The organism is Kitasatospora sp. NPDC048715, assembly GCF_043198905.1.
GTDB classification, from domain to species: domain Bacteria; phylum Actinomycetota; class Actinomycetes; order Streptomycetales; family Streptomycetaceae; genus Kitasatospora; species Kitasatospora lactacystinica.
This window is the reverse complement of the sequence record NZ_JBICVH010000017.1, coordinates 240,902-267,014: the sequence shown is the minus strand read 5'-3', so window position 1 is coordinate 267,014 and position 26,113 is coordinate 240,902. Positions and strand designations below refer to the sequence as shown.

At 72.5% G+C, this 26,113-nt stretch carries 20 protein-coding genes; 16 read left to right on the top strand and 4 right to left on the bottom strand.

Annotated elements, in window-relative coordinates; all coding sequences use genetic code 11:
- Positions 1–30: 30 nt before the first annotated feature.
- Positions 31–759: a ComF family protein gene (locus ACGFSC_RS30060; protein ID WP_380635851.1), complete on the bottom strand. Its 729-nt coding sequence runs from the start codon at positions 757–759 to the stop codon at positions 31–33.
- Positions 760–1,128: 369 nt separating this feature from the next.
- On the opposite strand from ACGFSC_RS30060, the gene hpf reads away from it, so the two are divergent.
- A complete protein-coding gene (gene hpf / locus ACGFSC_RS30055; protein WP_359908558.1) occupies positions 1,129–1,824 on the top strand; it encodes a ribosome hibernation-promoting factor, HPF/YfiA family in 696 nt (231 codons plus the stop codon).
- Between the two features lie 195 nt (positions 1,825–2,019).
- Complete coding sequence (locus ACGFSC_RS30050) at positions 2,020–2,772, top strand: response regulator transcription factor (RefSeq protein ID WP_359908555.1); 753 nt, start codon at positions 2,020–2,022, stop codon at positions 2,770–2,772.
- A 12-nt stretch (positions 2,773–2,784) separates the two neighbouring features.
- Here ACGFSC_RS30050 and ACGFSC_RS30045 read toward each other — a convergent pair whose 3' ends face one another.
- Together ACGFSC_RS30045 and ACGFSC_RS30040 are read right to left on the bottom strand one after the other, a co-directional pair.
- A complete protein-coding gene (locus ACGFSC_RS30045; protein WP_359908552.1) occupies positions 2,785–3,987 on the bottom strand; it encodes a DNA glycosylase AlkZ-like family protein in 1,203 nt (400 codons plus the stop codon).
- A gap of 132 nt (positions 3,988–4,119) precedes the next feature.
- A complete protein-coding gene (locus ACGFSC_RS30040; RefSeq protein ID WP_359908549.1) occupies positions 4,120–4,677 on the bottom strand; it encodes a GNAT family N-acetyltransferase in 558 nt (185 codons plus the stop codon).
- 265 nt (positions 4,678–4,942) lie between these two features.
- On the opposite strand from ACGFSC_RS30040, the gene secA reads away from it, so the two are divergent.
- Positions 4,943–7,705: a preprotein translocase subunit SecA gene (secA, locus tag ACGFSC_RS30035; protein WP_359908546.1), complete on the top strand. Its 2,763-nt coding sequence runs from the start codon at positions 4,943–4,945 to the stop codon at positions 7,703–7,705.
- A 101-nt stretch (positions 7,706–7,806) separates the two neighbouring features.
- Here the strand turns inward: secA and ACGFSC_RS30030 are convergent, their stop codons facing one another.
- On the bottom strand, positions 7,807–8,274 hold the full coding sequence (locus tag ACGFSC_RS30030) for an Rv3235 family protein (protein ID WP_359908543.1): 468 nt from the start codon (positions 8,272–8,274) through the stop codon (positions 7,807–7,809).
- Between the two features lie 334 nt (positions 8,275–8,608).
- Here ACGFSC_RS30030 and ACGFSC_RS30025 point away from each other — a divergent pair, with 334 nt between their 5' ends.
- The 13 genes from ACGFSC_RS30025 to ACGFSC_RS29965 all read left to right on the top strand — a co-directional run bounded on the left by ACGFSC_RS30025 (position 8,609) and on the right by ACGFSC_RS29965 (position 26,061).
- Positions 8,609–9,742, top strand: a complete 1,134-nt coding sequence (locus ACGFSC_RS30025) for a patatin-like phospholipase family protein (RefSeq protein WP_359908541.1) — start codon at positions 8,609–8,611, stop codon at positions 9,740–9,742.
- 146 nt (positions 9,743–9,888) lie between these two features.
- On the top strand, positions 9,889–10,398 hold the full coding sequence (locus tag ACGFSC_RS30020) for a DUF6912 family protein (protein WP_359908538.1): 510 nt from the start codon (positions 9,889–9,891) through the stop codon (positions 10,396–10,398).
- Between the two features lie 47 nt (positions 10,399–10,445).
- The gene (locus ACGFSC_RS30015; protein ID WP_359908535.1) at positions 10,446–11,102 is read left to right on the top strand and encodes an HAD hydrolase-like protein; all 657 of its coding nucleotides are present in this window, start codon (positions 10,446–10,448) and stop codon (positions 11,100–11,102) included.
- Between the two features lie 166 nt (positions 11,103–11,268).
- Positions 11,269–12,894, top strand: a complete 1,626-nt coding sequence (gene pruA / locus ACGFSC_RS30010) for an L-glutamate gamma-semialdehyde dehydrogenase (RefSeq protein WP_359908585.1) — start codon at positions 11,269–11,271, stop codon at positions 12,892–12,894.
- Positions 12,895–13,178: 284 nt separating this feature from the next.
- Positions 13,179–18,125 (top strand): NAD-glutamate dehydrogenase, encoded by a 4,947-nt coding sequence (locus ACGFSC_RS30005; protein ID WP_359908532.1) that lies wholly within the window; start codon positions 13,179–13,181, stop codon positions 18,123–18,125.
- Positions 18,126–18,545: 420 nt separating this feature from the next.
- A complete protein-coding gene (locus ACGFSC_RS30000) occupies positions 18,546–19,832 on the top strand; it encodes an ATP-binding protein (protein WP_359908529.1) in 1,287 nt (428 codons plus the stop codon).
- Positions 19,829–20,230 carry a roadblock/LC7 domain-containing protein gene (locus ACGFSC_RS29995; protein ID WP_359908526.1) on the top strand — a complete coding sequence of 134 codons (402 nt, stop codon included), beginning with the start codon at positions 19,829–19,831 and terminating at the stop codon, positions 20,228–20,230. Before ACGFSC_RS30000 ends, ACGFSC_RS29995 begins: the two co-directional genes overlap by 4 nt.
- Entirely contained in the window at positions 20,227–20,601 is a 375-nt protein-coding gene (locus ACGFSC_RS29990; protein WP_359908523.1) for a DUF742 domain-containing protein, read from the top strand. The genes ACGFSC_RS29995 and ACGFSC_RS29990 overlap by 4 nt, the downstream gene beginning before the upstream one ends.
- Positions 20,576–21,166, top strand: coding sequence for an ATP/GTP-binding protein (locus tag ACGFSC_RS29985; RefSeq protein ID WP_359908521.1), 591 nt, complete (start codon positions 20,576–20,578; stop codon positions 21,164–21,166). Before ACGFSC_RS29990 ends, ACGFSC_RS29985 begins: the two co-directional genes overlap by 26 nt.
- Before the next feature lie 74 nt (positions 21,167–21,240).
- Positions 21,241–22,620: a cytochrome P450 gene (locus ACGFSC_RS29980; protein WP_359908518.1), complete on the top strand. Its 1,380-nt coding sequence runs from the start codon at positions 21,241–21,243 to the stop codon at positions 22,618–22,620.
- Between the two features lie 263 nt (positions 22,621–22,883).
- Positions 22,884–24,155, top strand: coding sequence for a cytochrome P450 (locus ACGFSC_RS29975; RefSeq protein WP_359908582.1), 1,272 nt, complete (start codon positions 22,884–22,886; stop codon positions 24,153–24,155).
- Entirely contained in the window at positions 24,152–25,114 is a 963-nt protein-coding gene (locus ACGFSC_RS29970) for an enoyl-CoA hydratase-related protein (RefSeq protein WP_359908515.1), read from the top strand. The genes ACGFSC_RS29975 and ACGFSC_RS29970 overlap by 4 nt, the downstream gene beginning before the upstream one ends.
- A gap of 122 nt (positions 25,115–25,236) precedes the next feature.
- Positions 25,237–26,061 (top strand): hypothetical protein, encoded by an 825-nt coding sequence (locus tag ACGFSC_RS29965; RefSeq protein ID WP_359908512.1) that lies wholly within the window; start codon positions 25,237–25,239, stop codon positions 26,059–26,061.
- Positions 26,062–26,113: the final 52 nt, after the last annotated feature.

The window sequence follows — 26,113 nt, the reverse complement described above, 5'->3', positions numbered from 1 at the left end:
GGCCGGCCGCGCGAGCTGACGCGGCGGCGGTCAGCCGGCCGGGCGCGCGGTGGCCGCGACCGTGGCCCCGGCCCGGGCCGGCAGGCCGGCGTCGGCCAGCGCCCGGGCGGCCTCGGCGAGGCTGGCCCCGGTGGTCACCAGGTCGTCCACCAGCACCGGGTGACGGCCCGCGAGGCCCGCGGGCCCGGTCCGGGCGCGCGGCAGCACGGTCAGGGCTCCGCGCAGGTTGCGGCGCCGCTCGGCCGCGTTCAGCCCGGCCTGGTCGGCGACCGGCCGGGTGTGCCGCAGCAGCGGCGCGGCCCGGACGTCCAGGCCGGTCCGGCGCAGTGAGCGGGCGGCCGCCCCGGCCAGCCGCAGCGTCGGATCGTGCCCGCGGGCGCGGACGGCCGAGCGGGCCGAGGGCATCGGGACCAGCAGCAGCGGCGCGGCCCCGGCCCGTGCCCCCAGGGCGGAGCGCACCGCCCGTCCGAGGGCCTCGCCGAGCGGCCCGGCCAGCCGCAGCGCGCCCCGCTCCTTGTGGGCGAGCAGCAGTTGCCGGACGGCACCGGTGTACGGCGCGGCGGCGTGCGTCCAGGGCAGCACGGTCGGGGCCGGCCGTGCGGTGGCCAGCGCGCGCCGGCAGGCCGGGCAGAGCTGGGTGCGCTCGCTGCCGCAGCCCGCGCAGTCGGCGGGCAGCAGGACGTCCAGCAGCCCGGCCAGTGCGTGGCCGAACGGCCCTTGGGCGGCCGGCGGGCGGGTGGCGGCGGGGGACGGCGGCACGGCTGCTCCTGGCGGTGGCAGGCACGGAGAGTCAGCACAGGATCCGCCGTATGGGGGGCGTTGTCCAGGTATTTACCCATACTTCACCCGCGAGAGGGTAGACAGGGTGGACCAGCTTGACCGCCCGACCGCAGTATCGGGTCATACCCTCCTCATCGCCTGGGGAGGCGGAAAACCCGTGTGAGGTGTTCGATAAGGCCCAGGGGGTTTCAACCGTCCCTGGTGGGGAGGAAGTGAGGTGAGGGCCAGTCGTTTCCCGCCGCTGGCGGCGGGGGCGGGGGGTCAGCAGTGGATGGGCTGGTCCAGCTGGGTCTCAGTCCGGTCCGGTAGCACCCGGATCGGCGTCAGCACGAGGGATCGGAGTTCTGCGTGGACATCGTCGTCAAGGGCCGCAAGACCGAGGTGCCCAAGAGGTTCCGCGAGCACGTGGCCGAGAAGCTGGAGAAGGTCCAGAAGTTCGACGCCAAGGCCATCAGCCTGGACGTCGAGGTGTCCAAGGAGCACAACCCGCGGCAGGCCGACCGCTCCGATCGGGTCGAGATCACTCTCCGCAGCCGCGGCCCCGTGATCCGGGCCGAAGCCGCCGCCGCCGACCCGTACGCGGCGCTCGACCTGGCCTCGGCGAAGCTCGACGCGCAGCTGCGCAAGTCCGCGGACCGGCGTCGGGTGCACAAGGGCGGCGCGAACGGCCGCACCCCGATCAGCGTCGCCGAGGCGACCGCGGCCCTGGCCGCGCTCCCGGCCACGACGGCGCCGGAGGGCGAGACGAACGGCGCCGTCCGCAAGACCATGATGGGATCCCTGGAAGTGGAGGGCGAAGGCCCGCTGGTGGTCCGGGAGAAGACGCACCCGGCCGCCCCCATGGCGCTGGACCAGGCGCTCTACGAGATGGAGCTGGTCGGCCACGACTTCTACCTCTTCGTGGAGAAGGACAGCGGCCTGCCGAGCGTGGTCTACCGCCGGCACGGCTACCACTACGGCGTCATCCACCTGCAGACCGACCTCGCGGCCGGGCCGGGCAGCGGGGCGGGCGGCGCGATCGGCGGGTCCGACGACGAGGACTGACCGTCCGAGCGGTGATGGAGGGGTGACCCCGGCGGCCCTGGCCGCCGGGGTCACCGGCGTTCGGGCGTGTCCGCCGTTCGGGGCGCCCGGCGAAGGGGTCACCCGATGCGGGGGAATCGACACCGGAGGGTGACCGCAGCGGGTTCGGGGCGTGGAATGATTGGCGCACGACGACCCGCGAAGGGGGAGGAGCGGATGGGGGATCACTTCGGGCTGGGGCCCGGGTCCGGGCCAGGGCTGCCGTTGGGGGCGGAGGACGAGTCCGCGTACGAGCCGCGCCGGAGTGAGCCGATCCGCGTCCTGGTGGTGGACGACCACGCGCTGTTCCGCCGCGGGCTGGAGATCGTGCTCGCGGAGGAGCCGGACATCAAGGTCGTCGGCGAGGCGGGGGACGGCGCCGAGGCCGTGCTGAAGGCCGCCGACCTGCTGCCCGACATCATCCTCATGGACGTCCGGATGCCGCGCCGCAGCGGGATCGAGGCCTGTACGGCGATCAAGGACGTGGCGCCCAGCACCAAGATCATCATGCTGACGATAAGCGACGAGGAGGCCGACCTCTACGAGGCGATCAAGGCGGGGGCCACCGGCTACCTGCTCAAGGAGATCTCCACCGACGAGGTCGCCACCGCGATCCGCGCGGTCGCCGACGGGCAGTCGCAGATCAGCCCCTCGATGGCGTCCAAGCTGCTCACCGAGTTCAAGTCGATGATCCAGCGCCGTTCCGACGACCGGGACCTGGTGCCCGCGCCCCGGCTCACCGACCGGGAGCTGGAGGTGCTCAAGCTGGTGGCGACCGGGATGAACAACCGGGAGATCGCCAAGGAGCTGTTCATCAGCGAGAACACCGTGAAGAACCACGTGCGCAACATCCTGGAGAAGCTCCAGCTGCACTCCAGGATGGAGGCCGTGGTGTACGCGATGCGGGAGAAGATCCTCGAAATAGGGTGAGCCGGGCGGGACTCAGCGGTCCGTCAGCAGTTTCTCCAGGGTCGGGCGCAGCCGCTCGTCGTGCAGCGTCCCGACCCGCACCCCGTCGCAGCCGACCCAGTCGGCCGCCTCGCGCAGCGCCGTCGCCAGTGCCTCGACGTGCCGGGCACCGCCGCCGTCCAGCGAGATCTGCCGGGCGACCAGGGTGCGCCCCTCGCGGGCCGGGTCGACCCGGCCGACCAGCCGGCCGCCGGCCAGCAGCGGCATCGCGAAGTAGCCGTGCACCCGCTTGTGCTTGGGCGTGTACGCCTCCAGCCGGTGCGTCATGCCGAAGATCCGCTCGGTGCGGGCGCGGTCCCAGACCAGCGAGTCGAACGGCGAGAGCAGCGTGGTGCGGTGGCGCCCGCGCGGGACGGTGGCGAGGGCGGCCGGGTCGGCCCAGGCCGGGGCCGGGGCGCCGTCCGGGCCCCAGCCGGCCACCTCGACCGGGACGAGCCCGCTGTCGGCGAGCACCGGGTCCAACTGCTCGGCGCGCAGCCGGTGGTAGTCCAGCAGATCGGCCCGGGTGGCCACGCCGAGCGCGGCGCCGGCCTGGCCGACCAGCGTGCGCAGGCAGTCCTCGTCCGACCGGTCCTGTCCGAACAGCTCGGCCGGGACGGCCTGTTCGGCCAGCGCGTAGACCCGCTTCCAGCTCCGGCGCTCGGTGCAGACCACGTCCCCGAAGGCCAGCGCCCGCTCGACCGCGATCTTGGTGTCGGACCAGTCCCACCACTCGGCGGTCCGCTTGGCGCCGCCCAGCTCCGTGGAGGTCAACGGCCCCTCGGCGCGCAGCTTGTCGAGCACGGCGCGGTAGGTCTCGGGTGCGACCTGGTGGCCCCAGAGGTGGCCGCGGTCGCGGTAGCGGCGGCGCCGGAAGGCGAACAGCGGCCACTCCTCGACCGGCAGGACGCAGGCCGCGTGCGACCAGTACTCGAAGCTCGTGCCGCCGCCCCAGTAGGCCGCCTCGACGGCCGGGCGGCCGACCGCGCCGAGCCGGGCGTACGGCACCAGCTCGTGCGAGCGGGCGAGCACCGAGATGGTGTCCAACTGGACGGCGCCCAGGTGCCGCAGCACCCCGCGCACCCCGCCGCGGCGGTCCGGCGCGCCCAGCAGGCCCTGGGCGCGCAGGGCGATCCGGCGGGCGTCGTCCGCGCTGAGGACGGCGACGGGGGCGGGGCGGGCGTCAGCGGCGGTCATGCCGGGGAGCGTAGCCCCGGGCACTGACAGCGCGGGCCGGGGGCGGGGTGCGGACCGCAGCGGACCGCAACGGACCGCAACGGCGCCGACCCGGGCCCGCGGGCCTCGCGGGCCCGGGCCGGCGCCGAGGCCTCAGGCCAGGTCGGAGGGCAGCAGGGAGGCGATCCAGGCGTCGTGGAAGACGCCGCGCTGCTCGGCGTAAGAGCGCAGGGTGCCCTCAAAGCGGTAGCCGGCCTTCGCGGCGACCGCGCGGGAGCCCTCGTTGCCGACGTAGGCCTGCCACTCCAGGCGGCGCAGGCCGAGCTCGCGCAGGCCGAAGAGGGAGACGGCGCGGGCGGCCTCGGTGGTGTAGCCGCGGCCGCGGAACTCCTTCACCGCCCACCAGCCGATCTCGGCGGAGCCCGGGTCGTGGGCGCGCAGGACGAGCCCCTGGGACCCGACCAGGGCGCCGGACTCGCGCTCGAACACGCACCAGATCCGGTTCGCTCCGGTGCGCCAGCCCTCGATGGCGAGATCGTGCACGAAGAACTCCGCGTCCTCGCGCCGGTACGGAGACGGAACGACGGTCCAGCGCTGGATCTCCGGATCCTGGCACGCCGCGAAGACGGCGTCGACGTCGGATTCCTGCGGGGCCCGCAGGACGAGCCGCTCGGTGGTCAGGACGACCGGTTCGGTGCTGGTTTCTTCCATGAACGGATTATTTCGCCGGGTGAGGCGGCCGGGCATCCGAATATCCCGCCGGTCCGCCCGCCCGCCAGGAGGCCGATTCCAGGGCTCGCCGACCGTTTTGCCCCGGTGGGCGGTGCTATCGGGCCATGTGCCCGCGGGGGTGACACGGGAATACCGTGCTGACGCACCTCCCGGGGGGTTGGACTCCTCGCATACGATGGCCCGTGCGGTGGGGTGACCCGCCGTGCAGTCGTCCAGTGCCAATACAGGCAAGGAGCCCGCTCACGTGTCCGTCTTCGACAAGATCCTGCGCGCCGGCGAGGGCAAGATCCTTCGCAAGCTGCAGCGGATTGCTGCCCAGGTCAACTCCATCGAAGAGGACTTCGTCAACCTCACCGACGCCGAGCTGCGCGCACTGACCGACGAGTACAAGCAGCGGCTCGTCGACGGCGAGAGCCTGGACGACATCCTCCCCGAGGCGTTCGCCACCGTCCGCGAGGCCGCCAAGCGCGTGCTCGGCCAGCGGCACTACGACGTCCAGCTGATGGGCGGCGCCGCCCTGCACTACGGGTACGTCGCCGAGATGCGCACCGGTGAGGGCAAGACCCTCGTCGGCACCCTGCCCGCGTACCTGAACGCGCTGACCGGCAAGGGCGTCCACCTGATCACGGTCAACGACTACCTCGCCGAGCGCGACTCGGAGTGGATGGGGCGGGTGCACCGCTTCCTCGGCCTCGAGGTCGGCGTGATCCTGGGCAGCATGACGCCCGTCGAGCGCAAGCGCCAGTACGGGATGGACATCACGTACGGCACGAACAACGAGTTCGGCTTCGACTACCTGCGCGACAACATGGCCTGGTCGCAGGACGAACTCGTCCAGCGCGGCCACTACTTCGCGGTCGTCGACGAGGTCGACTCGATCCTGATCGACGAGGCCCGCACCCCGCTGATCATCTCCGGCCCGGCCGACCAGGCGACCAAGTGGTACGCCGACTTCGCCAAGCTGGTGCAGCGCCTGAAGGTCGACCGCGACTACGAGGTCGACGAGAAGAAGCGCACCGTCGGCATCCTGGAGGAGGGTGTCAGCCGGGTCGAGGACTACCTGGGCATCGACAACCTCTACGAGTCGGTGAACACCCCGCTGGTCGGCTTCCTGAACAACGCCATCAAGGCGAAGGAGCTGTACAAGCGGGACAAGGACTACGTCGTGATGAACGGCGAGGTCATGATCGTCGACGAGCACACCGGCCGCATCCTGGCCGGCCGCCGCTACAACGAGGGCATGCACCAGGCGATCGAGGCCAAGGAGGGGGTGGAGGTCCAGAACGAGAACCAGACCCTGGCCACCATCACCCTGCAGAACTTCTTCCGCCTGTACGACAAGCTCGCGGGCATGACCGGTACCGGCACCACCGAGGCCGCCGAGTTCCACCAGATCTACAAGCTCGGCGTGGTGCCGATCCCGACCAACAAGACGCCGCTGCGCATCGACCAGCCCGACCTGATCTACAAGTCGGAGCCGGCCAAGTTCGCCGCCGTGGTCGAGGACATCGCCGAGAAGCACGAGAAGGGCCAGCCGGTGCTGGTCGGCACCGTGTCGGTCGAGAAGTCCGAGTACCTGTCGCAGGAGCTGCGCAAGCGCGGCATCCCGCACGAGGTGCTGAACGCCAAGCACCACGAGCGCGAGGCGCAGATCGTCGCGCAGGCCGGCCGCAAGGGCGCCGTCACCGTCGCCACCAACATGGCCGGCCGTGGTACCGACATCATGCTCGGCGGCAACTCCGACCACCTCGCGGCGGCCGAGCTGGCGCAGCGCGGGCTGACCCCGACGGACACCCCGGAGGAGTACGAGGCCGCGTTCCCGGCCGCGCTGGAGAAGGCCAAGGCCTCGGTCAAGGCCGAGCAGGACGAGGTCAAGGAGGCCGGTGGCCTCTACGTCCTCGGCACCGAGCGGCACGAGTCCCGCCGGATCGACAACCAGCTGCGCGGCCGCTCCGGCCGTCAGGGCGACCCGGGCGAGTCCCGCTTCTACCTGTCGCTGGGCGACGACCTGATGCGCCTGTTCAAGGCCGGCATGGTCGAGCGCGTGCTCTCGATGGCCAACGTCCCGGAGGACGTGCCGATCGAGTCCAAGATGGTCACCCGCGCCATCGCCTCCGCGCAGACCCAGGTCGAGCAGCAGAACTTCGAGATCCGCAAGAACGTCCTCAAGTACGACGAGGTGCTCAACCGCCAGCGCGAGGTCATCTACGGCGAGCGCCGCCGGGTGCTGGAGGGCGAGGACCTCCAGGAGCAGGTCGGCCACTTCATGGACGACACCGTCGAGGCGTACGTCCGGGCGGCCACCGGTGAGGGCTTCGAGGACGACTGGGACCTGGAGAAGCTCTGGACCGCGCTCAAGCAGCTCTACCCGGTCACCCTGGACCTGGAGGAGCTGGAGGAGGAGGCCGGCGGCCAGGCCGGTCTGACCCCCGAGTTCCTGATCAAGTCCATCCAGGAGGACATCCAGGGCCAGTACGGCGCCCGCGAGGACCAGCTGGGCGCTGAGATCATGCGCGAGCTGGAGCGCCGGGTCGTGCTGTCGGTGCTGGACCGCCGCTGGCGCGAGCACCTCTACGAGATGGACTACCTCCAGGAGGGCATCGGCCTGCGGGCCATGGCGCAGCGCGACCCGCTGATCGAGTACCAGCGCGAGGGCTTCGACATGTTCACCGCGATGATGGAGGGCATCAAGGAGGAGTCCGTCGGCTACCTGTTCAACCTGGAGGTCCAGGTCGAGCAGCAGGTCGAGGAGGTCCCGGTCGAGGACGCCCAGGTGGTGCTCGACAAGCTGGAGAAGGACGCCGCCCGCCCGGAGATCAAGGCCAAGGGCCTGGAGGCCCCGAAGCCGCAGCGGCTGCACTACACGGCCCCCTCGGACGAGGTCGGCGGCGGTGTCATCGAGGGCGACTTCGAGGACCTCGCGCCGGAGGACGAGGGCGACGGGCTGACCCGCGCCGAGCGCCGCAAGGCCGCGAAGTCGGCCAAGGGCCGTCGCCGCAAGGGCTGAGCCGGCCGCCGGACACCAGCCAGGACGCCACGCAGGGCGCCGTTCCCGGACCGGGACGGCGCCCTGCGCCGTCGTGTACCGCCGGGGGTGCGGCGGGGCGCTCACCGGGCCTCCACGGCGGTGCACTGCCACTGCCCGGCCGGGCCGCGCTGCTCCAGCCGGAAGGCCACCACGTGGTGGCGCCGGCCGAGGTCGACCCGCACGCAGGCCTCGACCGCGTCCGGGGCGGGCGAGCGGTCGTGCACCGGGCCGAGCCGGGGCCGGTCGGCGGGGCCGCCGCGGCGCAGCGCTCCGGCCCGTACCAGCGAGGCGAGCTGTCCGTAGCCGGCCAGGCTGGTGTGCCGCATCAGCTGGCCGGAGGGCCGGGCGCCGGTGAGCACCTCGACCAGCCGGTGGGCGAACCGGGCGGCCAGCGCCCCGGAGTCGGGCCCGGGGGAGTCGGGTCCGGGGGAGGCGGTGCAGGCGGCGCGCGGGTGGCGCGGCCGGCGGCCGGCCGGGTCGCAGCCGCCGGCGTCGCGCGGACGGCGGTCCGGGTGGGCGGTGGGACGGGCGGTGAACCGGACGGTCACGGGGTGGCTCCTCGGCTGGGTGGTGCGGGTACGGACGGGTCCAGGCTGGAGGCGTCCGGCGCGGGGCGGCAACGGGTTTCCGCAGTGCCCGGGGCAGGCTCCGGAGTTCACCTATCCGGGGGAACCGGCCAGTGCGGCGACGGGCCGGACGGGCCGGTCGGCGGCGCCCGGTTGACGTGCGGGGACGGACCGTACGGCCCGAAAGGGGACGCTCCGACTGGGCGGACCGGGTGGCGGCGCGCGGCCGCCGCGTTGCGCCGTACCGGCCCGGAGCGCACCATCGGACCCTGACCGGGAGCGGACGGCCGGGCTCCCACGACGAGGGGCGGCCGGTATGGCGACACGGGTGGCGGCGGCGTCGGCCGCGGGCACCGCTCGGCCCGCCGCGGGCGGTCCCCGGCGCGGCCTGGTGCTGGGCGGCGGCGGGATGCTCGGCGCGGCGTGGACGGTCGGTGCGCTGTGCGCCGTCGAGGAGGCCACCGGGCGGCAGCCGGGCGAGGCCGACGTCCTGCTCGGCACCTCGGCGGGCGCGATCCTCGCCGCGATGCTGGCCGGCGGCGTCCGCCCCGAGCACCTGCGCGACCACCAGCGCGGCCTGCCGATCACCGAGGGCCCGCTGGCCGGGGTGGACTTCGACTACGACACCGCCGTCGGCGGTGCGCTGCCGCCCCGCCCGCGGGTCGGCATCGGCTCGCCGGGGCTGCTGCGCGACGCCGTCCGGCATCCGCGCGAGTACCCGCTGCTGACCATGGTCTCGGCGCTCGCACCGCACGGCCGGGGCTCGCTGGCGCCGGTCGGCGAGCTGGTGCGAGGCCTGCTCGGCGACACCGGACCGCTCGGCGGCGGTGGACCGGCCGGCGACGACGGCCGGCCGGAGCCCGGCGGCGGGGGATCGCCGCTGCGGGTGGTGGCCGTGGACTACCGCAGCGGCCGCCGGGTCGTCTTCGGCGACCCGGGCGCCCCGGCCGTCCCGGTGCCCGACGCCGTGATGGCCTCCTGCGCGATCCCCGGCTGGTTCGTGCCGGTGCGGCTGGACGGCTCGGCGTACGTGGACGGCGGCTGCTGGTCCGCCACCAACGCCGACCTGATGCTCGGCCGGGGGCTGGACGAGGTGTACGTGCTCGCCCCGATGGCGCTGCGGCTGGACCCCCGGCCGGGGCGGGCCGGGCGGCGGGGCGGGCTCGCGTCCGGCCGCGACACCCTGGCCGCCCTGCGCGAGTGGCGCGCCCGGGAACGCCCCCGCGGCGTGCTCGCCCAGCTGGTGAGCCGCTACCGCCACGCCGTCACCCGGCAGCTGCTGCGCGAGGCCGCGCTGCTGCGGGCCGAGGGCGTCCGGGTGCTGCTGCTCGCGCCGACCCCGGCGGACCTCGCGGCGATGGGCCCGAACATGATGGACCCGGCCCGCCGCGGCGCGGTCCTGGAGAGCGCCCTGCGCACCGGCCGGGAGGCGCTGCGGCCCCGGCGGTGAGGGCCCGGCCCGGGACGGGAGGCGATCACGGGCCGTCCGGCGGCGCCTATTCTTGGGGCGCTGGAGTCTTGGGGCGCCGGAGGATCGGTGCCGCTGGACGAACCCCGCTGGACGAACCCTGCTGGACGAACCGGAGAGTGCCACCGATGCGCGTGTACGTGCCCACCACCCTGACCGGCCTGGCGGCGGCGCGCGAGGGCGGCGCCCTGGACCAGTCCGCCGCGTACGCCGTGACGCCCGCGCTGCGCGAGTGGTACGTCAGCGACGACCTGGAGGAGCTGGAGTACGCGGCGCTGAACCGGGCCGCGCAGTCCTCGCTGCGGCTGCTGGCCGCCGACCCGCAGGCCCCGTGCCGCCGGGTGGTGGTGGCGCTGGACGTGGCCGACGCGTCGGTGCGGCCCTTCCCCGGGGACGAGTACCAGGACCAGGCCTCGCTCGGCCGGGTGGTTCTGGCCGGCCCGGTGCGGCTGGCCAAGGCGGCCGCGGTGCACGCCGACGTGGCCGACGACGAGGTGGTCACGGACGTGGCGGCGGCGGTGGCGGCGGTGGCCGCGGCCGACGCGGGCGACCAGGACGCCCAGTTCACCGTGGACGGCGCGGAGGACCACGACCTGCTCTGGTACGCGACCCAGGAGATCCCCGCCCTGCTCGCGTGAGGTCCGTCCTACCGGCGTGTCACCCGGTCGGGTTACCGTTTCACCCTGTGCGCACTCACATCGTTTGGGACTGGAACGGCACGCTCTTCCACGACATGGAGGCGGTGCTCGGGGCGAGCAATGCCGCGTTCGCGACCGTCGGCATCGAGCCGATGAGCCTCCAGGAGTACCGCGAGCAGTACGAGATCCCGATCCCCCGCTTCTACCAGCGCCTGCTCGGCCGGATGCCCTCCGCGCAGGAGTGGCTGAGTCTCGACGACGCGTTCCACGACCGCTACCGGGAGCTCAGCGCCTCCTGCGGGCTGACCGAGGGCGTGCGCGAGCTGATGGACGGCTGGCGGGCGGCCGGGAACAGCCAGTCGCTGCTGTCGATGTACGAGCACGACGCGCTGCTCCCGCTGGTCGACACCTTCGGCCTGACCGGCGGCTTCCTGCGGGTGGACGGCCGCAGCGGCCCGTCCGGCGGCCAGAAGGCGGAGCACCTGACCCGGCACCTGGCCGCGCTCGGCGAGCGGGTGGACCCGGCCCGTACGGTGCTGATCGGCGACGCCGCGGACGACGCCGTGGCGGCGCTCGGCGCGGGCGCCCACGCGGTGCTCTACACCGGCGGTTCGCACACCCGGGAGAAGCTGGAGCCGGTCGGCGTCCCGGTGGTGGACAGTCTGGCCGAGGCGGTCGAGCTGGCCGGCCGGATCGCGGGCTGAACCCCGGGCCCTGCCGCAGTCCCGGGCCGGACCGCGGGCCCCGGGAAGCGGGCGGACGTGGCGGGCGCCACGTCCGCCGTCCGCGTGTCTGAACGGGCGGATCGCGCCCCGGCTGGTCAGGCTGGTGTCACACCCGACCAGCCGCCAGGACGGAGCCACCATGCCCATCGACGCAGTCACCGAGGTCCCGGTGCCGGTCAACGAGCCGGTGCACGCGTACGCGCCCGGCAGCCCGGAGCGGGGCCGGCTGGTCCGGCGGCTGGACGAGCTGGCCGCCGAGCAGGTCCCGCTGCCGATGGTCATCGGCGGCGAGCAGCGCTTCGGCGGCGGCGAGCGGATCGAGGTCGTCCAGCCGCACCACCACGCCGCCAAGCTGGGCGTGCTCGGCAACGCCACCCGGGAGGACGCCCGGTCGGCGGTGGACGCGGCGCTGGCCGCCGGGCGGCAGTGGCGCTCGCTCTCCTTCGACGACCGCGCGGCGGTCTTCCTGCGCGCCGCCGACCTGCTCGCCGGCCCCTGGCGGGAGACGCTCAACGCGGCCACCATGCTCGGCCAGTCCAAGACCGCTCAGCAGGCGGAGATCGACTCCGCCTGCGAGCTGATCGACTTCTGGCGGTTCAACGTCCACTTCGCCCGGCAGATCCTGGCCGACCAGCCGGCCTCCTCGCCCGGCGTGTGGAACCGCACCGACCACCGCCCGCTGGAAGGTTTCGTCTACGCGGTCACCCCGTTCAACTTCACCGCGATCGCCGGCAACCTGCCCACCGCCCCGGCGCTGCTGGGCAACACCGTGGTCTGGAAGCCCGCGCCGACCCAGACCCTGGCCGCCCACCACCTGATGCGGCTGCTGGAGGCGGCCGGCCTGCCGCCCGGGGTGATCAACCTGGTGACCGGCGACGGCCTCCAGGTCTCCCCGGTGGCGCTGGCCGACCCGGCGCTCGCCGGGCTGCACTTCACCGGCTCCACCGCCACCTTCCAGTACCTGTGGCAGACCATCGGCGCCAACATCGGCGGCTACCGCACGTACCCGAGGATCGTCGGCGAGACCGGCGGCAAGGACTTCCTGCTGGCCCACCGCTCGGCCGACCCGGAGATCCTGAGGACCGCGCTGATCCGCGGCGCCTTCGAGTACCAGGGCCAGAAGTGCTCGGCGCTCTCCCGCGCCTACCTGCCGCGCAGCCTCTGGCAGCGGATCAAGGACGACTTCCTGGCCGAGGTGGACGCGCTCGCGGTGGGCGACGTGACCGACCTGTCCAATTTCATGGGCGCCCTCATCGACCGGCGCGCCTTCGAGAGGAACCGGGACGCGATCGACCGGGCGAAGGCCGATCCGACGATCGAACTGGCGGCCGGCGGACAGTACGACGACGCGATCGGATGGTTCGTCCGGCCGACCGTGCTGGTCTCCTCCGACCACCGGGGCGAGATCTTCCGGACCGAGTACTTCGGCCCGATCCTCGCCGTCCACGTCTACGAGGACTCCCGCTGGGACGACGTGCTCCGCCGGGTCGACGAGGGCGCCCCGTACGGCCTGACCGGCTCGGTGATCGCGCAGGATCGTTACGCCATCGCCCAGGCCGTCGAGGAGCTGCGCTTCACTGCCGGGAACTTCTACATCAACGACAAGCCGACCGGGGCCGTCGTCGGCCAGCAGCCCTTCGGCGGCGGCCGGGCCTCCGGCACCAACGACAAGGCGGGCGCCGCGCAGAACCTGCTCCGCTGGACCTCCGCACGGTCGATCAAGGAGTCCTTCGTCCCGCCGACGCACCACGGCTACCCGCACATGGGCTGAGAGTGAACACCGGACTCCGGTTTGGACATGCTGTCCAGGACGGACCCGACTTCCTGCGGGTTTGCGCCTACCTGTCCCTGTCCACCTTCGATTGATCCGGTTAGGCTGGCTGGCGTCGTCGGGTGGCTGCAGGACGAATGAGTCGTCCTACCCGCTGGGAGGACGTTTCATGCGCGCCATGAGCCCCTTTCAGTCGGATGGTGCGGCAGGATTGCGGTGACCCGTCGGTGTACATCCACACACCACCGAGTCACGCAACGGCGCGCGACAGGAGCCAAGAAGTCATGCAGACCAAGCTGGACGCAGCCAAGGCCGAACTGCTCAAGAAGGCAGCCGCAGCCGCTGAGAACAGCCAGGTGGGGGGAGCGGCGCCGGGGGAAGGTCTGAGCAATGGCGCTCTGACCGCGTACCTGCACCACTACTACCTCCACACCGCGCCCGAGGACCTGGTCGACCGCGACCCGGTCGACGTCTACGGCGCGGCCGCCTCCCACTACCGGCTGGGCCTCAAGCGCCCGCAGGGCACCGCCGAGGTGCGGGTCCACACCCCCTCGGTCGAGGAGAACGGCTGGTCCTGCGGCCACACCGTGGTCGAGGTCGTCACCGACGACATGCCCTTCCTGGTTGACTCCGTCACCAACGAGCTGTCCCGCCAGGACCGCGCGATCCACATCGTGATCCACCCCCAGCTGGTCGTCCGCCGTGACATCACCGGCAAGCTGCTGGAGATCCTGGACGTCGACGCCTGCTCCCGCAGCCAGGCCGCCGGCACCGACTGGCCGGCCGACGCGACCGTCGAGTCGTGGATGCACATCGAGGTCGACCGCGAGACCGACCGCGAGGACCTGCGCTCCATCGAGGCCGACCTGCGCCGCGTGCTCGGCGACGTCCGCGAGGTCGTCGAGGACTGGGGCAAGATGCGCGAGAGCGCGCTGCGCCTGGCCGACGAGCTGGCCGAGGAGCCCCCGGCCGGCCTGCCCGAGCAGGAGGTCGGCGAGGCCTGGGAGCTGATGCGCTGGCTCGCCGACGACCACTTCACCTTCCTCGGCTACCGCGAGTACGACCTGGTCGAGCACGAGGGCGAGGAGGTCCTCAAGGCCGTCGCCGGGACCGGCCTCGGCATCCTGCGCGCCGACCCGCACAGCCACGACGACGCCCACCACGCGGTCAGCGAGGCCTTCGGCCGGCTCTCCGCGCCGGTGCGCGCCAAGGCCCACGAGAAGAAGCTCCTCGTCCTGACCAAGGCCAACAGCCGGGCCACCGTGCACCGCCCGTCCTACCTGGACTACGTCGGCGTGAAGAAGTTCAACGCCGCCGGCGAGCCGATCGGCGAGCGCCGCTTCCTCGGCCTGTTCTCCTCCGCCGCCTACACCGAGTCGGTCACCCGCATCCCGGTCGTGCGCCGCAAGGTCCAGGAGGTACTGGAGGAGTCCGGCTTCTCCAGCGAGAGCCACGACGGCCGCGACCTGCTCCAGATCATGGAGACCTTCCCGCGGGACGAGATCTTCCAGACCCCGGCCTCCGAGCTGCTCTCCATCGCGACGAGCGTGCTCTACCTCCAGGAGCGCCGCAAGCTGCGGCTGTTCCTGCGCCAGGACGAGTACGGGCGCTACTTCTCGGCGTTCATCTACCTGCCGCGCGACCGCTACACCACGCGCATCCGGCTGCTGATCACCGACATCCTCAAGGAGGAGCTGAACGGCGCCACCATCGACTACACGGTGTACGCCACCGAGTCGGTGCTGACCCGCCTGCACTTCGTGGTCCGGGTCGCCCCGGGCACCGAGCTGCCGCACCTCTCCGACACGGACATCGAGCGGATCGAGAACCGGCTGGCCGAGGCCGCGCGGTTCTGGATGGACGGCTTCCACGACCAGCTGCACACCGAGCTGGGCGAGGAGAAGGCGGCCGAACTCGGCCACAAGTACGCCAACGCCTTCCCCGACGGCTACCGCGCCGACTTCCCGCCGCGCACCGCCGTCGCCGACATCAAGCAGATCGAGTCGCTGCACGGCGAGGGCGACTTCCGCCTCAACCTGTACCAGCCGGTCGGCGCCGGCGACGACGAGCGCCGCTTCAAGATCTACCGGGTCGGCGGCCCGATCTCGCTCACCGAGGTCCTGCCGGTGCTCCAGCGCCTGGGCGTCGAGGTGCTGGACGAGCACCCGTACGCGCTGCGCCGCTCCGACGGCACCACCGCGTGGGTCTACGACTTCGGCCTGAAGCTGCGCGAGGCCACCGAGCTCACCGACGAGGCCCGCGAGCGCTTCCAGGAGACCTTCGCCGCCACCTGGACCGGCAAGGCCGAGAACGACGGCTTCAACGAGCTGGTGCTGACCGCCGGGCTGACCTGGCGCCAGGCGATGATGCTGCGCACGTACGCCAAGTACCTGCGCCAGGCGGGCTCCACGTTCTCCCAGGACTACATGGAGGACGCGCTCCGCAACAACACCCACACCACCCGCCTGCTGGTCAACCTGTTCGAGGCCCGGCTGAGCCCGAGCCACCGTTCGGGCGCCCTGGAGCTGACCGAGGGCATCCTGGAGGAGCTGTCCGGCGCCCTCGACGAGGTCGTCTCGCTGGACGAGGACCGCATCCTGCGCTCCTTCCTGAACCTCATCAGGGCCACCCTGCGGACCAACTTCTTCCAGCGCACCGCCTCCGGCGAGTGGCACTCCTACGTGTCGATGAAGTTCGACCCGAAGGCCATCCCGGACCTGCCGGCCCCGCGCCCGGCGTTCGAGATCTGGGTCTACTCGCCGCAGGTCGAGGGCGTCCACCTGCGCTTCGGCAAGGTCGCCCGCGGCGGCCTGCGCTGGTCCGACCGGCGCGAGGACTTCCGCACCGAGATCCTGGGCCTGGTCAAGGCTCAGATGGTCAAGAACACCGTCATCGTCCCGGTCGGCGCCAAGGGCGGCTTCGTCGCCAAGCAGCTGCCGGACCCGACGGTCGACCGCGACGCCTGGCTGGCCGAGGGCGTCTCCTCGTACAAGACCTTCATCTCGGCGCTGCTCGACATCACCGACAACCTGGTCGGCGGCGAGGTCGTGCACCCGGCCGACGTGGTCCGCCACGACGAGGACGACACCTACCTGGTCGTCGCCGCCGACAAGGGCACCGCGACCTTCTCGGACATCGCCAACGGCGTCGCCGAGTCCTACGGCTTCTGGCTGGGCGACGCGTTCGCCTCCGGCGGCTCGGCCGGCTACGACCACAAGGGCATGGGCATCACCGCCCGCGGCGCCTGGGAGTCGGTCAAGCGCAACTTCCGCGAGCTCGGCGTCGACACCCAGACCGAGGACTTCACCGTCATCGGCATCGGCGACATGTCCGGCGACGTCTTCGGCAACGGCATGCTGCTCAGCGAGCACATCCGCCTGGTCGCCGCCTTCGACCACCGCCACATCTTCCTGGACCCGAACCCGGACGCGGCCTCCTCGTACGCCGAGCGCCGCCGGCTGTTCGAGCTGCCGCGCAGCTCCTGGGACGACTACGACAAGTCGCTGATCTCGGCCGGCGGCGGGGTGTACCCCCGGTCGGCCAAGGCGATCCAGCTGACCCCGCAGGTCCGGGCCGCGCTCGGCGTCGAGGCGGCCAAGCTGACCCCGGCCGAGCTGATGCGGGCGGTCCTCCAGGCCCCGGTCGACCTGTTCTGGAACGGCGGCATCGGCACCTACGTCAAGGCGTCCAGCGAGACCAACGCCGAGGTCGGCGACAAGTCCAACGACGCCATCCGGGTCAACGGCGAGCAGGTCCGCGCCCGGGTCATCGGCGAGGGCGGCAACCTCGGCTGCACCCAGCTCGGCCGCATCGAGTACGCGGCCACCGGCGGCCCGGAGGGCACCGGCGGCTGGATCGACACCGACGCGATCGACAACTCCGCCGGTGTGGACACCTCGGACCACGAGGTCAACATCAAGATCCTGCTCAACCAGGTCGTCGCCGAGGGCGACATGACGGTCAAGCAGCGCAACGTCCTGCTGGCCGAGATGACCGACGAGGTCGGCCACCTGGTGCTGCGCAACAACTACGCGCAGAACGTCGTGCTGGCCAACGCCGTCGCCCAGGCGCACAGCATGGTCAACGTGCACGCCCGGATGATCAGCCGCTTCGAGTCGGCCGGCCAACTGGACCGCGGCCTGGAGTTCCTGCCCACCGAGCGCCAGATCCGTGAGCGCCAGCAGAACGGCCGCGGCCTCTCGCAGCCCGAGATGTCCGTCCTGCTCGCGTACACCAAGATCATCCTGGCCGAGGAGCTGCTGGCCACCGAGCTGCCGGACGACCCGTTCTTCCGCAGCGCGCTGCACGAGTACTTCCCGAGCGCGCTGCGGGCGAAGTTCGCCGACGCGATCGACAACCACGCGCTGCGCCGCGAGATCATCACCACGCTGATCGTCAACGACACGATCAACCGCGGTGGCTGCACCTTCGCCTTCCGCCTGAAGGAGGAGACCGGCGCGACCTACGAGGAGATCGCCCGGACGCACACCGCCGCGCGGGCCGTCTTCGACCTGGAGCCGATCTGGGCCGAGATCGAGGACCTGGACAACAAGGTCCCGGCCCGGGTGCAGACCAAGATGCGACTGCACTCGCGGCGCCTGGTCGAGCGCGCCACCCGGTGGATGCTCAACAACCGCCGCCAGCCGCTCGACATCGCCGGCACCATCGAGTTCTTCCACGACCGCGTCAACCAGGTCTGGGCCTCGCTGCCCAAGCCGCTGCGCGGCGAGGACCTGACCTGGTTCGAGTCCGTGTACGGCGAGCTCGCCGCGGCCGGGGTGCCGGAGGAGCTGGCCACCCGGATCGCCGGCCTCTCCTCGGTCTTCCCGACCCTGGACGTCGCCGAGGTCGCGGACCGCTCCGGCAAGGACGTCGCCGAGGTCGCCGACCTCTACTACGACCTGGGCGACCGGCTCCAGATCTCGCACCTGCTCGACCGCATCATCGAGCTGCCCCGCACCGACCGCTGGTCGTCGATGGCCCGGGCCGCGATCCGCGAGGACCTCTTCGCGGCGCACGCGGCGCTGACCGCCGACGTCCTGGCCTGCGGCGCCGAGGGCGCCACCCCGGAGGAGCGGTACACCGCCTGGGCCGAGCTCAACTCGACCCTGCTGAACCGCGCCAAGAGCACCCTCGACGACATAAGGGGTTCGGACAACTACGAGCTGTCCAGCCTCTCGGTCGCGATGCGCGTCATCCGCACCCTGCTGCGCACCGGTTCGATGCGCTGACGGACGGCTGCACCGGAGGGGCCCGCGTCCACGGACGCGGGCCCCTTCCGCATGCGCGGCCGCCGTGTCCGGAGGGCCGTCGATTCCGGGGCGTGACGGCGCAATCACCCTGCGCGCGAATCGAAGTGTGGTCGGGACGTGTCCCTGTGGTTAACGCGGCGTCACGAATGCCGTCATTTCTTGTCAGAGTTCCCAGCAAGTCGTGGAATTTCGCCCCAACTGCCCTTTTTGGTATCTGTTCTGACATGGCATGAGTTGCAGTAGGCTGACTCCGCGATAGGCGTCGCCGCAGGTCTCGTGCCGGAATGCACTTCGATGTGATGTGACATCAGGTGCCTTTCGGGGAGGTTCGGGCCGCCAGTCCCATTCGCGTTTCGGGGCCCGGACCGGCTCCACGCGATGCCACCTGAAGAGAGTTTCATGACGTCATTTGTGCAGGAACCCTTTTTCTGGGTCTTCATCGTGGTGATGCTCGCAGCCGTCGGAGCGGCCCTCCAGGCCCGCAGGACGAACCTCGCCCTGCGGCGGCGCAACGCCTCCCTGGAGGAGACGAGCGCCCTGGCACAGCGCCGGAGCGACGAGCTCGCCGCGCTGCACGACCACCTGCAGGGCCAGCACGCGTCCGAGCTGACCGCCGTCCGCCGGGACGCCGAGGAGGACACCAAGGCCGTCCTCAAGTCGGCGATGCGGACGCTCCAGGGCCTGGCCGACGAGCAGCAGGTCGTCATCGACAAGGTGCAGCGGAAGTACGGCGACAGCCCGCAGATCCTCGCCGACCTGATGACGATCGACCACACGAACAGCCAGTTCGGCCGGCGCGCCCAGGGCATCGCGGTGCTCTGCGGCGGCTGGCTGGGCCGCCGCGAGAGCGTCGCCTCGGTCTACGACGTGGTCCGCAGCGCCCAGGGCCGGATCCGGCACTTCGACCGGGTGCGGATCCACTCCCGGGTCAGCGTCTCGCTCGCCAGCAAGGTCGTCGAGCCGGTCGCCGTGGTGCTGTCCGAGCTGCTCGCCAACGCGACCAACTACTCCGCCCCGGACACCCCGGTGGAGGTCAGCGTCCAGGCCGTCCCCACCGGCGTCTGCCTGATCATCGACGACGCCGGCCTCGGCATGGGCCAGGAGGAGAAGGACCGCGCGGCACTGCTCCTCAACCCGGGCGCGCCGATCGGCCTCACCAGCCTGGGCAACCCCCCGAAGTTCGGCTTCGCCGTCTCCGGCATGCTGGCCGCCCGCTACGGCTTCCGGGTCTCCGTCGACTCGGTCTCCCCGTACGGGGGTGTGCGCGCCGTGGTGCTGCTGCCCGCCGAGCTGCTCAGCAGCGAGGTCGCGGCCCCGCCCGTCGCCGAGCACACCGACTACACCGACTACCAGGCCCAGGCCGCGCCGGTGGAGCAGCCCGCGCAGTCCTGGGCGCCGGGAGCCGGCCAGCGGCTGGTGTCGCTCTCCGAGCCGGCGGCGCCCCTGGCCCCGGTGCCGGCGCCGTACGCGGCGACGGCGGGACCGGAGACCACCGCGGACGGACTGCTGCCCCGGCGCCGCCGCCAGCGCCCCGTGTCGGTCGTCCCCAACCCGCTGGACCCCGGTCGGGCCGAGGAGCCGGTGCGGAGCACCGGCCAGCACACGCCGTCCCGCCTCGGCGCGTTCCAGCGCGGCACGCTGTCCGGGCGCAACACCATGACCACGGAAGGAACCGAGATCCAGTGAGCCGTGATCTTTCCTGGGTGCTCAACGACGTACTCCAGGTACCCGGCGCCCGGCACGCCATCCTCGTCTCCGCCGACGGCCTCCTGCTCGAACGCTCCAGCGAGATCGGACGCGACGAGGCGGAGACCAACGCCGCCGCGATGAGCTCGATGCAGTCGCTGAGCCGCGCGGTCGCCCCGTTCGTCGGCGGAGGCGGCGGGCTCTGGCGCCAGACCCTGCTGGAGTACGACCACGGCTGGATCTTCCTGATCGCGGCCGGCAGCGGCGCGTACCTGGCCGCCTCCACCGCCCCCGACGTCGACATGGAGGCGATGTCCTTCCGGATGCAGCAGCAGGTGGGCGCGCTCGGACGGGCGATGTCGGCGGCGCCGCGCCAGAGCACGCTCAGCGGCTCATGACGGCCGGCGGCGAGGAACAGCGGGTCACCGGCGGCTTCATCCGCTCCTACGTCATCACCGGTGGACGCGAATTACCGAATGCGGACGACCTGTCTCTGATCACCTTGGTCACCGTCGCGCCCGAGCAGGACCTCCCCGCCCTGCCGAGCCCCGAAACCCGGGCGATCTGGGAGCTGTGCTCCGGCGGCTACCTCTCGGTGGCCGAGGTCGCGGCCCGGCTGGAGCTGCCGGTCGGGGTCGTGAGGCTGCTGCTGACGGACCTGATCCGGGAGGGACGGCTGCTGCGCCGGTCGGCCCCGCCCCCGGCCCAGGCCCCGGACCCGAGACTTCTAGAGAAGGTACTGCATGGACTTCAACGCCGGTTCGCCTGAGGACATCTACGTCCCCGGCGCGGTGACGACCGCTGTCAAGATCCTGGTCGTGGGGCACTTCGCGGTCGGCAAGACCACGCTCATCGGGGCGCTGTCGGAGATCGCCCCGCTGAGCACCGAGGAGAGCATGACGCAGGCGTCCATCCGTGTCGACGACCTCCGTGGCGTACCGGACAAGAAGACCACGACCGTCGCCCTGGACTTCGGCCGGCTGACCCTCGGCGACGACCTGGTGCTGTACCTGTTCGGCACGCCGGGACAGCAGCGGTTCATGCAGCTCTGGGAGGACATGGCGCGGGGGGCGCTGGGCGCCCTGCTGCTGGCCGACCCGACCCGCCTCGCGGACACCTTCCCCGTCATCGACCTGATCGAGCAGTACGGCCTGGAGTACGCGGTGGCGGTCAACAGCTTCGACCGGCAGAGCGACTACACCGAGGACCAGCTCCGCGAGGCGCTCGACCTGCTGCCGCACACGCCGGTGGTGTTCTGCGACGCGCGGGACCAGCGGTCCTCGGCCGACGCCCTGCTGACGCTCGTCCGGCACCTGCTCGAACGCGCCTCCTGACCTCCCCCACGCCTCCCTCCCCTCACGTCTCCCGGGTCCGCACCCGCCCGGGGCCACCCCCCAAGGAACGACCCATGGAATCTCTGCAGCGACCCGTCCCGCAGTCGCCTCCGCCGGGCTGCCCGATGCACGTCGGCGTGAGCACGCCGCTCTACGGGGAGATGTTCTCGGCCGACCCCGACGCGGTCTACGACAAGCTGCGCGCCCACGGTCCCGCCGCGCCGGTGGAGTTGGCCCCCGGAGTGGACGCCACCCTGGTCACCTCGCACGAGGCCGCCCTGCGGGTGCTGCAGAACCCGGGGATGTTCGCCCGGGACTCGCGGCGCTGGGCGGCGCTCAACGAGGGCCGGGTGCCGATGGACAGCCCCGTCCTGCCGATGATGTTCTACCGGCCCAACTGCCTCTTCACGGACGGCGCCGAGCACCTGCGGCTGCGCAAGGCCGTCACCGAGAGCCTGGACCGGCTCAACGACAACCGGCTCAACCGGCACGTCGAGCGGATCGCCGGCTACCTGATCGACCAGTTCAGCGCGCTGGGCCGGGCCGACCTGCTGAACGACTACGCCAAGCTGCTGCCGCTGCTGCTGTTCAACCAGCTGTTCGGCTGCCCGGCCGACATCGGCGACCGGCTGACCCGCAGCATGTCCGCGCTCTTCGACGGCCTCGACGTGATCCAGGCCAACGAGGAGCTGACCTCCTGCCTGATGGACCTGGTCGCGCTGAAGCGCCGCCAGCCGGGCGACGACATCACCTCCTGGCTCATCCAGCACCCGGCCGGCCTGCGGGACGAGGAGCTCAAGGACCAGCTGGTCATGCTGATGGGCGCCGGCGTCGAGCCCGAGCGCAACCTGATCGGCAACGCGCTGCTCCTGCTGCTGTCCGGCGAGGGCGGCTCCGGACTGCGCATCGAGGACGCCCTCGACGACGTGCTGTGGAACAACCCGCCGATCGCCAACTACGCGACGCACTACCCGATGCAGGACCTCAACCTGGGCGGCGTCCCGATGGACGCCGGCAGCCCGGTGGTGATCAGCTTCGCCGCCGCCAACAGCGACCCCGCGCTCACCGACGCCCGGCTGACCCTCAGCAAGGGGGCCCACCTGGCCTGGGGCGCCGGCCCGCACGCCTGCCCGGCCAAGTCCCCGGCCCAGCTGATCGCCCTGAGCGCCATCGAGTGCCTGCTCAACGCGCTCCCGGACGTCACGCTCGCGGTTCCCGCGGAGCGCGTGGAGTGGCGGCCGGGCCCGTTCCAGCGCGGCCTGGTCTCGCTGCCGGTGCGGTTCAGTCCGGTGGCCGCCCGCACCGCGCGGCCGGTCGCGGACCCCGCCCCGGCCCCCTCGCCGGCCGGCTCCGAGCAGGCGCAGGCGTACCCGCAGCCCACCGCCGCCGCGCCCGCCCGGGCGCCGCAGAAGAAGGGCTGGTGGAGCTCCTTCCTGGACGTCTTCCGGGTCTGAATCCGGGTCCGGTCCCGGGCCCGATTTCGGGTCTGATCCCGGGCCCGATCCGGGGCCCGATTCAGGGCCCCGGGCGTCCGGGGCCCCGGGGATCCCGGTCCGACGCGCCGCCGGAAGCCGCCCGGTCACCGCGAGGTGAACGGCGTGCGACGGCGGTGCAGTACGTGACGTGGGCAACACGGATCGACGCTTGAGCGCGCTGTTGCTGGGTAGTACGCCGCCGTACTGCCCGCCCGCGTGTTGAAGGAGCCCGTGTGACCGCCATGTTGGAAGCCCGCCCCGCGGAGTCGGAGCACCCTGACGGCAGGGTCGACCGCCGTGCCGCCGTCCCGCTGCTGCGGAGGCTGCGGTCGGCCGAGGGGCTCGCCGATCCGAGCCCGGTCTACGACGGGCTGCGGGCGCTCGGGGACCTCGTCCCGGCGCCCTGGGGCGGCTACCTGGTCACCGGCTACGAGGCGTGCGACCAGGTCCTGCGCGGCAGGACCTGGCTCGTCCCCGACTTCGCCTGGCAGGAGCGGCAGACCGGGACGGAGCGCTGGGAGGCCGTCGCCACCCAGGAGATGAGCCGCACCCTCTCCCGGCTCAACGCCCCCGAGCACACCCGGCAGCGGCGCAGCCTCGGGAGCCTCTTCGACCGGAACACGCTGCGGGACATGGCGCCGGAGATCGAGGCCGACGTCACGGGGCTGCTCGACCGCCTGGCCGAGCGAATACGGACGGACGGCGAGGCGGACTTCGCCACCGTGGTCGGCGAGCAGCTGCCGATCGGCACCGTCGGTCGCTGGCTGGGCATCGCGCCCGCGGACTACCCGCACATCCTGACGATGACCCACAACCAGGTGCACGCCCAGGAACTGCTGCCCACCAAGAGCCAGCTGGCGGTCTCCGAGCAGGCCACCATGGACCTGCGCGAGTACTTCACCCGCCTCGTCCGGGAACGCCGCGAGAACGACGGCGACGACGTGATCGCCGGCTGGATCCGCACCTGGGACGGGCTGGAGTCCGACCGCGAGGCCACCGACCGGATGGTCTACCAGCTCACCATGTTCGTCACCATCGCCTCGCTGGAGACCACGGCGACGCTGCTCTCCTCGCTGGTGTGGCAGCTGCTGCAGTCGCCGGGCCGGTGGGAGTGGCTGCGGGAGCGGCCCGAGCACATCGACGAGGCGATCGACGAGGCGCTGCGCTACGACCCGCCGATCCGCGTCAACAGCCGCGTCGCGGGCGAGGACACCGTGCTGGCCGGGACGTTCCTCCCCAAGGACACCATGGTCCACGTGATGTACGGCGCGGCCAACCGCGATCCGCGCCGCAACCCGGACCCGCACACCTTCGACCCGCTCCGCCGGGGCACCCACCTCACCTTCGGCGGCGGCGCCCACTACTGCCTCGGCGCGGGCCTGGCCCGGCTGGAGGCGCGCGCCCTGCTCGGCCAGCTGCTGGAGCGCTTCCCGACGCTGCGGGCGGTGAGCCCGCCGGAGCACGCGCCCCGGATGGTCTTCCACCGGGTGACGTCCCTGAGAGTGGCCGCATGAACGTCTCCTCGCAGGCTCCCCAGTACCACCCGTACGCGATGCGGCCCCCGTACCCGGCGAACCCCCCGGCGCCCACCGGCTGGTACGCCCAGCCCGAGCCGGCCTCCGCCCTGGCACCCGAGCCGGCACCCGCTTTGGGCCCCGCTTCGGCACCCGAGCCGGCCTCCGAGCCGGCACCCGGGCCCGCGCCGGTCCGTACGGTCCGTTCCGAGCTCCGGGGAGCGGTGCTCCACGTCGAGCTGGACAGCCCGGAGACCGGGAACGCCGTCACCTCCGCCATGCTGGACGAACTCCTCGCCCTCCTCGCCGTGCCCGACCCGGCCGTGCGGGTGATCGTGCTGTCCGCTGCGGGCCGGGACTTCTGCCTCGGCGGCGACCGCGAGGAACTCTTCGCGGGCCTGGACGAGGACCCGACCGGCGGCCGGATACGCAGCTACGGGGACAGGGCGCGCAGGGTCTGCGACGCCCTCACCAACAGCCCCGCCGTGACCGTCGCACGGGTCCAGGGCCGGGCGACCGGCGCCGGCTTCGCCCTGGCGCTCGCCTGCGACCTGCGGGTCGGCGCCGACAACGCCGTCTTCCGGCTGCCCGAGCTGGCCCTGGGCCTGCCCGTCGCCTGGGGCGGGCTGCTGCCCCGCCTGCTCCACGAGGTCGGCGCGGCCCGGGTCCGGGAGATCATCCTCACCGGCCGGCCGGTCGGCGCGGTGGAGGCGCGGGAGCTCGCCATCCTGCAGCGGGTCGTCCCCGAGCAGGACCTGGACGGGGCGGTGGACGAGTGGGCCAGGCCCGTCACGCGCCGCCCCGAGGCCGCCCTGCGGGTCACCAAGACGCTGCTCGCCTCGCACGCGTCGGCCACCCGGCTGGCCGACGCCTCCGTGCTCGACTCCGAGCTGATGGCCTCGGTCCTCGCCGCCGCCCACTACACCCGCGGCCTCGCCGCCCGGCCCCCGGCCTCCTGACGCGTGCGTGCGGAAGGGGCCCGCGTCCTCGCGCGGGCCCCTTCCGTACGTGGGGAAAACGATTGTGGATCGTGCCCGCACGTTCGCTACCGTGTGCGATCGACGAAGGGGAGGGGATCACCGTGGGGACGATCCGCAACACCCGTGCGGCGGTGGCCGTACTGACGATGGCTCTGGTCGTGGCCGGGGCGGCGGCCTGCGAGGGCGGCGGGGGCGACGAGGGCGGCGCGGGGAAGGCCGGTGCGAGCGCGGCGGCCGCCACGCCGCCGCAGCCGTTCGGCGCGAACGGCTACCGGGGACTGCAGCTGTCGATGACCAAGGACGAGGTGCTCGCCGCCGGAGCCCTGGAGCCGTCGCCGGTCTCGGTGCTGAACGGCTGCACCGACTACGCGTACAAGGGCGGCCCGGCGCCGGATCCGGTCCGGATGGCGAACGAGGCGGAGGTCCACGCGAAGGCCGGCAAGGCGCTGGCCAGGATGGACGAGATGAGGGCGAAGCGGAAGACGCTCCCGCCGCTGGCGGCCGGGGCCTCGCTGAAGGAACTGCAGGAGCACAGTGCGCGCCTCCAGGAGCAGCTCCAGCAGGATGCCGCCGACCAGAAGGAGTTCGCCGAGCTCCAGAAGGACCTGGACCTCGTCACGCCCGCCCGCAAGGCCCGGGACGAGGCCCTCAGGGCCACCGGCCGGGTCAACTTCGGCACCGAGGGCCTGCGCCAGGTGGTGGCGCCCGCGGACGCCCGCACCGCCGAGGGCGTCGGCGCGGGTTCGACGGAGGAGGAGCTCAAGCGCGCCTACGAGGGCAAGGAGCTCAAGCCGACCAAGGGCGGCACGTACGAACTCCCGGCCGAGAGCGGCAGCGGCGGCCCGGACTGGTTCTACGAGTTCACCGTGGCCGACGGCAAGGTGGCCGGCCTCGCCCTGCTCAAGCACAACACCTACTGTTCCTGAGAACTCAATTGTGGATCATGGTCGTGGCCCCGGTACGGTGATCGCCGGTACG

Bases quoted from the DNA above. Each gene is read 5' to 3' on its own strand.
- ACGFSC_RS30025 (WP_359908541.1), top strand. From the start codon at position 8,609: ATGGCGACACGGGTGGCGGCGGCGTCGGCCGCGGGCACCGCTCGGCCC.
- ACGFSC_RS30005 (WP_359908532.1), top strand. From the start codon at position 13,179: ATGCAGACCAAGCTGGACGCAGCCAAGGCCGAACTGCTCAAGAAGGCA.
- ACGFSC_RS30040 (WP_359908549.1), bottom strand. From the start codon at position 4,677: ATGGAAGAAACCAGCACCGAACCGGTCGTCCTGACCACCGAGCGGCTC.
- ACGFSC_RS29985 (WP_359908521.1), top strand. From the start codon at position 20,576: ATGGACTTCAACGCCGGTTCGCCTGAGGACATCTACGTCCCCGGCGCG.
- ACGFSC_RS29975 (WP_359908582.1), top strand. From the start codon at position 22,884: ATGTTGGAAGCCCGCCCCGCGGAGTCGGAGCACCCTGACGGCAGGGTC.
- ACGFSC_RS29980 (WP_359908518.1), top strand. From the start codon at position 21,241: ATGGAATCTCTGCAGCGACCCGTCCCGCAGTCGCCTCCGCCGGGCTGC.
- ACGFSC_RS30045 (WP_359908552.1), bottom strand. From the start codon at position 3,987: ATGACCGCCGCTGACGCCCGCCCCGCCCCCGTCGCCGTCCTCAGCGCG.
- ACGFSC_RS29970 (WP_359908515.1), top strand. From the start codon at position 24,152: ATGAACGTCTCCTCGCAGGCTCCCCAGTACCACCCGTACGCGATGCGG.
- ACGFSC_RS30050 (WP_359908555.1), top strand. From the start codon at position 2,020: ATGGGGGATCACTTCGGGCTGGGGCCCGGGTCCGGGCCAGGGCTGCCG.
- ACGFSC_RS30000 (WP_359908529.1), top strand. From the start codon at position 18,546: ATGACGTCATTTGTGCAGGAACCCTTTTTCTGGGTCTTCATCGTGGTG.
- ACGFSC_RS30020 (WP_359908538.1), top strand. From the start codon at position 9,889: ATGCGCGTGTACGTGCCCACCACCCTGACCGGCCTGGCGGCGGCGCGC.
- ACGFSC_RS29990 (WP_359908523.1), top strand. From the start codon at position 20,227: ATGACGGCCGGCGGCGAGGAACAGCGGGTCACCGGCGGCTTCATCCGC.